This window comes from Moritella sp. (assembly GCF_033791185.1).
GTDB lineage: Bacteria > Pseudomonadota > Gammaproteobacteria > Enterobacterales > Moritellaceae > Moritella.
The window spans coordinates 1-8104 of record NZ_JASJHF010000263.1 but is presented as its reverse complement, the minus strand read 5'-3'; the positions used below and the strand labels follow the sequence as shown (position 1 = coordinate 8104).

7 protein-coding genes are annotated in these 8104 nt (G+C 41.9%); 2 read left to right on the top strand and 5 right to left on the bottom strand.

Annotated elements, in window-relative coordinates; all coding sequences use genetic code 11:
• Positions 1 to 251: 251 nt before the first annotated feature.
• Positions 252 to 1064 carry an enoyl-CoA hydratase/isomerase family protein gene (locus tag QNK26_RS15195; RefSeq protein WP_319224603.1) on the bottom strand — a complete coding sequence of 271 codons (813 nt, stop codon included), beginning with the start codon at positions 1062 to 1064 and terminating at the stop codon, positions 252 to 254.
• Positions 1065 to 1198: 134 nt separating this feature from the next.
• Between QNK26_RS15195 and QNK26_RS15190 the strand changes: the two genes are divergently transcribed.
• Together QNK26_RS15190 and QNK26_RS15185 are read left to right on the top strand one after the other, a co-directional pair.
• Entirely contained in the window at positions 1199 to 2167 is a 969-nt protein-coding gene (locus QNK26_RS15190) for a LysR family transcriptional regulator (protein WP_319224601.1), read from the top strand.
• Between the two features lie 536 nt (positions 2168 to 2703).
• A complete protein-coding gene (locus QNK26_RS15185) occupies positions 2704 to 3672 on the top strand; it encodes a nucleoside hydrolase (protein ID WP_319224599.1) in 969 nt (322 codons plus the stop codon).
• Positions 3673 to 4036: 364 nt separating this feature from the next.
• Here QNK26_RS15185 and QNK26_RS15180 read toward each other — a convergent pair whose 3' ends face one another.
• The 4 genes from QNK26_RS15180 to apt form a co-directional block, all read right to left on the bottom strand.
• On the bottom strand, positions 4037 to 4372 hold the full coding sequence (locus QNK26_RS15180) for a zinc ribbon domain-containing protein YjdM (RefSeq protein ID WP_319224597.1): 336 nt from the start codon (positions 4370 to 4372) through the stop codon (positions 4037 to 4039).
• A 192-nt stretch (positions 4373 to 4564) separates the two neighbouring features.
• Positions 4565 to 4894 (bottom strand): YbaB/EbfC family nucleoid-associated protein, encoded by a 330-nt coding sequence (locus QNK26_RS15175; protein ID WP_319224595.1) that lies wholly within the window; start codon positions 4892 to 4894, stop codon positions 4565 to 4567.
• Between the two features lie 147 nt (positions 4895 to 5041).
• A complete protein-coding gene (gene dnaX / locus QNK26_RS15170) occupies positions 5042 to 7519 on the bottom strand; it encodes a DNA polymerase III subunit gamma/tau (RefSeq protein ID WP_319224592.1) in 2478 nt (825 codons plus the stop codon).
• 105 nt (positions 7520 to 7624) lie between these two features.
• Positions 7625 to 8104: adenine phosphoribosyltransferase (apt, locus tag QNK26_RS15165; protein ID WP_319224590.1), on the bottom strand; the 480-nt coding region annotated here is incomplete at its 5' end.

Sequence of the window (8104 nt, the reverse complement as noted above, 5' to 3'; positions counted from 1 at the left end):
GTCTTTATACATCGCGCAATAGGTACATTTATTGTATGAACAGCCGATAGTGCATTGTAAAATGTATGCATCATGTTCTGGTGGTGGTCGGTATATATTGCCTTGGTACCTCATTTATCACCTCTTATTTGTCTAATATTTTAGCGTTAATTAATATTTATATAATTGCGGCCTGAATCGTCATAAAAAGTAGCCATAAACTTTCATACAGCTACTTTTACAACTTTTAACTTTTAACTTTTAACTTTTAACTATTTTGCAAGCTCAGCGGCTGTATCTACAAAGATACCTTGAATATCCTTTGCTTCACGCTCAGTTTGGCCACCGTGTTTTATAAACGCACCTATAATTGCCTGAGTTTTGTTTTCTTTTGCACGTTCCAAGAAGTAGCGTAATTCTAGCTCTGCACCGGCTGCTTCATCGATAATAGAAGCGGCGATGATTTCTTTATACATAACGATATCGCGAATTTCTAACTGACTAATAACACCAAGAACCTGCGCTAAAAAGCCTTCCATTTCTGCTTTAGGAACATACTGAGTAATGATGTTTAGTGCTTCGGCCTGCTGCGCAGTGAAGTCATTACCGAGTAGTAGTGCCTGCAATGCTTTGTTTTTACCAAGTCTTCTCGCAAACTGCACTGCACCTTGACCACCAGTTGGAATATTCACGTGAATTTCTGGTTGCGCAAATGCTGAATTTTCAGTGGCGTAAGCTAAATCACAAGCCATTACAAACTCATTACCGCCTCCACGAGCCACACCATCGATTGCGGCAACAGAAAGCTGTTTCATGGCTTTGATGTTGGTGATCATGTGATTAAATTCAATAGAAGCAGCCTGCCCACCCTGAGTGCCGTTAATCACATTTAGATCTAAATGAGCTAAAAAGAACTGTTCATGTAGTGATTTGAATACCACGATTTTAGTTTTACGGTCATCTTTTAACGATAAAACAAACGCATTTATTTCATTGATAAGGTCTATCGTTAATACATTAACGGGTGGGTTATTAATAGTAACTGTTGCAATACTGTCGTTGTGGCTGATTGATAATGTTTTCATGGTATCTTCCTCATTTATTTTAATGGGCTAATTCGCTGTAACCCTTCATGTGTTGCTACTATAATCTTGTTGTTAGCGAAGAAAAATGCTCAAATAGGCACATCATTGATGCCAAAAATGCAACAAAGGACCGTATGGATATATCTAGTCAATTATTATTGCTTCTTGAAGTGGTTGAACTTGGTTCATTTACTAAAGTCGCCGAACAAAGAAATGTCGACAGATCAGTTATCTCGAAACATATAACCCGATTAGAGCAAGACCTTGATGTACACCTACTCAACCGGACTACACGTTCACTCTCTTTGACTGCTCCGGGTAATGAGATGGTGAAACAAGCCAAATTATTGCGGACGCTGTTAAATGACACACGTCGGCTGGCGCAGAATTATCATTCCGAACCCAAAGGCGTATTGCGGATCACCAGTTCGGCCTTGTTTGGCCGCCAGTATGTGCAGCAGGCAGTGACAGTCTTTCAGCAACAGTACCCTGATGTTGACGTTGAATTACGCTTAGAAGACCGTTTTATGGATTTGGTCAGTGAAGGCTTTGATATTGGTTTTCGTATCGGAAAACCAAAAAACTCGAGCCTAATTATCCGAAAAATAGCACGTAACCGACTACTGATAGTTGCCTCTCCTGCGTTCATCAAAAAACACGGTGAAATTGAAACTATAGCTCAATTAGAAACATTACCCGCAGCTGTCTACGCTGCTCCAGGGCTTTTAATCGATAAATTTGCCTACTTAGATGCCAACAAAGAAGCTAAGCAGCTGCAATTGAATGTGGGTTATAAAGTGAATGATGTTGAAATGGTGATTAAAACTGCGGTTGCAGGGAACATGCTAGCCGTAGCGACCGCACAAATGATTGAAGCTGAAATATTGGAGGGCAAGCTTATCCCGATAATGACGCAGCTTAATTTAGATGATTTCGGTACTTTTTATGCTGTGTATCCGCATAGAAACGCCCCTATCAAAACTAAACTCTTCATTAACACGCTTAAATCTATCATCGGGGAAGAAGTACCAATATGGGAACAGAACATCCCTGGTTTTGATAACATGTACGGACAAAAAATAGATAAGCTGTCGCCAAGTTAGAGAGCATATATCAAGCTAGCTTTTATTCACCGGATCGAATGTGGACCATCGTGAAAAACAGCTACATATACCAAAATACACTATAAACCACTGATTAATCACAATACCAACGGCGCAAATAATTCGCCATTTTTGTTTAATAGGCACATAGGTAAATAGGTTGTAACTAATTGTTTATTAGTCACAACATATTTTTGTCTAGCAAATCGCAGCCGCCATTATAGCAACAGGCTTTGCCACGGTAACAGTGTCTGCTGCCGAAGAGCCAGTAAATAAAATTCTATTCAATAATGTAAATATTTTTAATGCTGCTGATAATAAGTTATATAACAATCATAGCGTATTAAACGAATATAAAACTAAGTTCAAAGTAATAGTAAAAGACGGTAAGATTTATAAAAACACTCTTTGATATAATACAGGCTCCGTTATCAAACTAAACCTGATGTAAGTTACTTTTTTTAGTGGTATATCACGTTTAATTCTGCGTGATATGGGTATCTTACACGTTTTATTTAGTTGGAATTGCAGTATTTATGACAACAAAAATCATTCTGGATACCGATCCGGGCATTGACGATGCGATGGCAATAATTTTTGCCGAAGCGCACCCAGAAATAGAGCTTAAGGCCATAACCTGTGTTTATGGTAATGCCACCATAGAAAATGCCACTCATAACGCGCTTTTTCTAAAGCAAAAGTATAACTTGCAGGCTGATGTAGCCAAGGGCGCCTCGAAACCTATCGTTCGTCCGCCAGTTGGGGCTACGGTTATCGTACATGGTGCGTCTGGCTTAGGCGATGTGCAAGCGCCTGCCGAATTATCCACAGTGGCCGATCCGCGTCCTGCTTATCAATACATTATCGATGCCCTAAGAGCTGAACCCGGTGAAATTACACTGGTGGCAGTAGGTCCGCTGACCAATCTGGCACTGGCATTGGAGGCTGCTCCCGAAATTGTGACCCTGGTGAAAGAAGTGGTGGTGATGGGCGGTGCATTTGGTGTTAATAATCACCGAGGTAATGTCACTCCCTATGCCGAAGCCAATATTCATGATGATCCCCACGCCGCAGATATGGTCTTCGGTGCGTCTTGGCCCGTCGTGATCATAGGTCTGGATGTTACAGAGCAAAGCTTCTTTACCAAAGACTATCTTGATCGCCTTAGGGACGATGCTGGTGAAGTTGGTCAGTTTATCTGGGATATCAGCCGTTATTACTTAAAGTTCTATTCCGAGAAGGTGGGCCTAGAAGGCTGTCATGTGCATGATCCATCGGCCATCGCCTATGTGATAGACCCGTCTCTATTTGCCCTACGAGAAGGACCAGTGCGTGTAGTCACCGATGGCCCTGCGGAAGGTATGACCATACAAAAATTTGATAAACGTGAGTATATGCACGATGAATGGGACAGCCATAAGCCACAACGGGTGGGAATAGCGGTAGATGATGAGCGCTTGTTGTCACTTTATCGACAGACCGTTATAAACTATGCCCACAAATAATAAAGAGGCTGAGTGGGATTAGTAAAATATCCCCCACTTTCATTCTAAATAATTCACATGAACACAGCTTACTATCTATTACCAAATTTAAGAGAGCTAGTTGCATTTGATTATCATTAATTTCTAATCTAAATGGCTTCTTAGCACCGTGTACGAGATGTGAATTCTTTACTACCATCATGACCTCCTATTACTGTAAATGGTCATGATGGATGTAGTACCGGATTGTGATAGCTGAGGAATGAGTTAGCTAAAACCTGTGAGTTGAAGCTCTAACAAACTTTGGGGGCATAAACGGCTTAGTGTTAAACCTCTAAACAAAACTGGACTAGACAGCCTTAGATACTTATTACCCGATATTAACTCAGGCTTTTTTTACAAACTTCGCCGTCACCATCATTTCACCAGCGCCATCTACTTTACAATCTAACTGATGATCTTTACCTTCGATTATGCGTTTGATAATCGCTTTTGTACCAATTTTTAGAACCAGAGAACTACCTTTGACTTTAAGATCTTTCGCTAACGTAAGCTTATCACCTTCTTGCAACAGCGTTCCGTTGACGTCTTTTACGAAAAATGAATCTTCAACAAGCACTTCCGACGGGTTCCATTCATGTGCACATTCAGGGCAAACAAGATGGCTTTGATCTTGGTAAACGAATTCTGATTGGCATTTTGGACAAGGGGGATTAGACATAGATGATTACTTATTTAAATTGGATAGCTATACATGGTAATGGGTAAACTTTACCATTGCGAGTACATTTTAAGGAATTGAATATCTGAATATTTGTAGAAATGAACTAACAATAAAACGGGGAAAATTTAACTCCAGCTAAACCATGAAAGTAAAGCTGGAGCTTAGTACTGATATTAAATGTCTTTCAACTTAGAAAGGCATTTTCATACCTGGTGGTAATTTCATACCGCCAGTAACATCAGCCATTCTTGATTTATTTTCTTCTTCAACACGACGAGCAGCATCGTTGATTGCAGCAGCGATAAGATCTTCTAACATCTCTTTATCGTCTTCCATCAACTCAGGGTCGATTTCTACACGACGTACATTGTGACTACCAGTCATAGTGATTTTAACCATGCCTGCACCAGATTCACCAACTACTTCCATATTAGCTAGGTCTTCTTGTACTTTAGCCATCTTGTCTTGCATTTGTTGAGCTTGCTTCATTAGCCCGCCCATTCCGCCTTTACCAAACATATTAAACTCTCTTTCTATTGTTTACCGCGAACAACAATAAATGAATACTGATTGTTGCGCATTGAATATCCATACTATATGGGTATTACTGGAAAAAAATCAAGGCTGATAACTATTGTTATCAACACAATAAAAATTATAACGGCGCTATAACGGCACTATTGAACTATCATCAATGACAGCGCCGAGACGGTTCATAAAGAACTGAATATACTTATCATCATACAAGTTTTTAGTCGCATTCGCTAAACGTTGTTGATAAATTATTTCTTCAAGCTGCGCAGGTGTTGATTTGTTTGGGTTTTCACCAAAGTTAATCACTAACTCAACGGGCTCAGATAACACTTGCTGGAGCGCTTCAGTTAACTGCTGACGAGACTTATCATTGGTAAAGTACCGTTGATCTGGGTTCATGGTCAAAGTAATACGACCAGGTTCCTGTTCCATCACACTGTGCAATGCCAATTGACGTACACGTCCGCCTAAGCTCATCTGATTAATATAACAACACCATGGGTCGGTTTCATCACGAAGCTTATTATCTAACGGCGTAGTCGCTGTTGACTTAGCTGGTTTTTGCGACTGAAAAGCCGGTGACAGCTCATTAATATCAACCTTAACCTGACTGAAACGATCAATTTGACGTACTGCTGGCTCTGCAAAACCTTGCGCTGGCATTTGGTTGTTATAACCACCCTGCCCTTGGCTCTGTAAATTGCCTTGACCTTGATAGCTATCTTGACCTTGATAATGAGCAGGGCCTTGATCTTGGTATTGTCCTTGGTCTGGATCGTTACCTTGGTCCTGATACGAATCAAGTGGTGGCAATTCGTCCCATGTCGGTGGAGACTGTTGCTGTGTTTGTTGTTGCTGTATAGGTTGGCTTACAGTGGCGTTAAAACGACTCTGCCTAGCGGGTGTATGCTGGATAACAGGTGCTACCGCTTTTTTCGGCGGTACATACGACGATTGAGCCTGTTCACTCTTCGCCGCTGTCGACTTTTTTGCAGTGGTACCTAAACGGCTACGCAAAAAGTTACGGGTTTTACGCCCTTGGTCGACGCTGTTTTCTGCTACTGGAGCTTGCTCAGGTGCAACGACTTGTTCAAGTACTTGCTTTGACTCTTGTGCCAACGGCTGTTGCTCAGCATGCATCGCTGGCACATTAAGCAGTTGAGGAGCTTCATTAGTTGGCGCAGGAGTATAACCCTGAGGCTCAACATGTCCCATCTCTTGCGCTGCTTGTAATAGCTCATTTTGTTCTAGGTTTAAATTTGCAACCGCTTCATTGCTCGGTTCCGCCACGACAGGCGTTGAAGCAACTTCGTTAACCGCTGGAACCGCTGCAGAATAGCTTGGTTGTGCCTGCTGTTGTTGCGCTTGTGCTGCTGGTTGAACTTGTTGTTCTTGTGCTGGCTGTACTTGCTGCTGTTGCATCGGTACTTGCGGTGTTGGTTCAACAGCTGCAGTAACATTTTCAGCAACAATCGGGGCAATAGCCACTGGTGCTGGAGTCACATCCCTTTCAGGTGCTTGCAAACGACCTTGTGGACGGAAAGCCAGCATACGTAATATCGTCATTTCTAACGCACTACGTGGATCTGGTGCAAGCGGCAGTTCTTTACGACCTGTTAAGGTGATTTGATAATACAGCTGCACATCTTCGGGTGACATTTCATCACACAAGGCTTTGACTTTATCTGCATTTTCGCTATCAACCACAGATGATGGCAAAATTTGCGCCATGGCAATACGGTGTAACAAGCTGGCTAGCTCGACATGCAGTTGGTCGAAGTCAGGCCCTAACGAGCTGACTTCGGCAATTTTTGCCATGCAGTTATTGGCATCACCACTGACAATTAAGCGCAGTAGTTGCAACATATGGGTGTGATCGAGCGTGCCCAACATATCCAACACCGTTTGGTGTAATACTTCACCTGCGCCATGGGATAATGCTTGGTCGGTTAGACTCAACGCATCACGCATACTGCCATCAGCAGCTTTCGCAATTGAATTTAATGCCGACAATTCGTACTGGCAATGTTCACGCGATAAAATATGCACTAGCTGCTGAGAGATTTGCTCAATCGTTAATACTTTTAAATGGAACTGCAGACAACGCGATAAGATGGTAATCGGCAATTTTTGTGGATCTGTGGTTGCCAGCAAGAACTTCACGTATTCAGGTGGTTCTTCTAGCGTTTTTAATAACGCATTAAAACTGTGCTTAGAAAGCATGTGTACTTCATCGATTAAGTACACTTTAAAACGGCCGCGAGCAGGCTTGTATTGCACATTATCAAGTAATTCACGCGTATCTTCGACTTTGGTACGTGATGCAGCATCAATCTCGAGCAGATCGACATAACAGCCTTGATCAATCTCGACGCATGTTGAACACTCACCGCATGGTTTACTAGTAATGCCTTTCTCACAGTTTAAGCTTTTGGCTAAAATGCGGGCGATAGTGGTTTTACCCACACCGCGAGTACCACTGAGTAAATAAGCATGGTGTAAACGGTCTTGCTCTAGCGCATTAACTAAAGCGGTCAGCACGTGTTGTTGACCAACAACTTGCTGAAAATTATGCGGGCGCCATTTACGCGCTAAAACTTGATAACTCATAACAGTTCAATGATTACTTAATATTGATAAGCACTAATATGCTCGGGGGCTGAAAATAGCTGACGAGTACCACCAGCTAATCATGATAGTTAGAATGATAGCGGATTATACGCCGTCAAAATCAACTAATTTGGTAATATTAACATTAAGATTATTTAATACAGCTTCACCACCAAGATCAGGTAATGAGATAACAAATGCCGCATCTTCAACAATACCGCCAAGTTGACGGATCAGTGCAACAGTTGCCGCCATTGTTCCGCCAGTTGCAAGTAGATCATCAACGATAAGTACTTTATCGCCAGCGTCTACAGCATCTACGTGAATTTGTAATGTATCTGTACCGTATTCTAACTCATAGCTTTGTTCAATTGTTTTACGCGGTAATTTGTTCGGTTTGCGCACTAAAATAAAACCAAGGCCAAGTGCTTTTGCTAACGGAGCACCAAAAATAAAACCACGCGCTTCTGTGCCAGCAACTTTAGTAAAACCAGCATCTTTAAAACGTTCTGCAAGTAAGTCGATAGTCGCCGAAAATGCCGCGCCGTTTTCAACTAAACTCGTCACGTCACGGAAGATAATGCC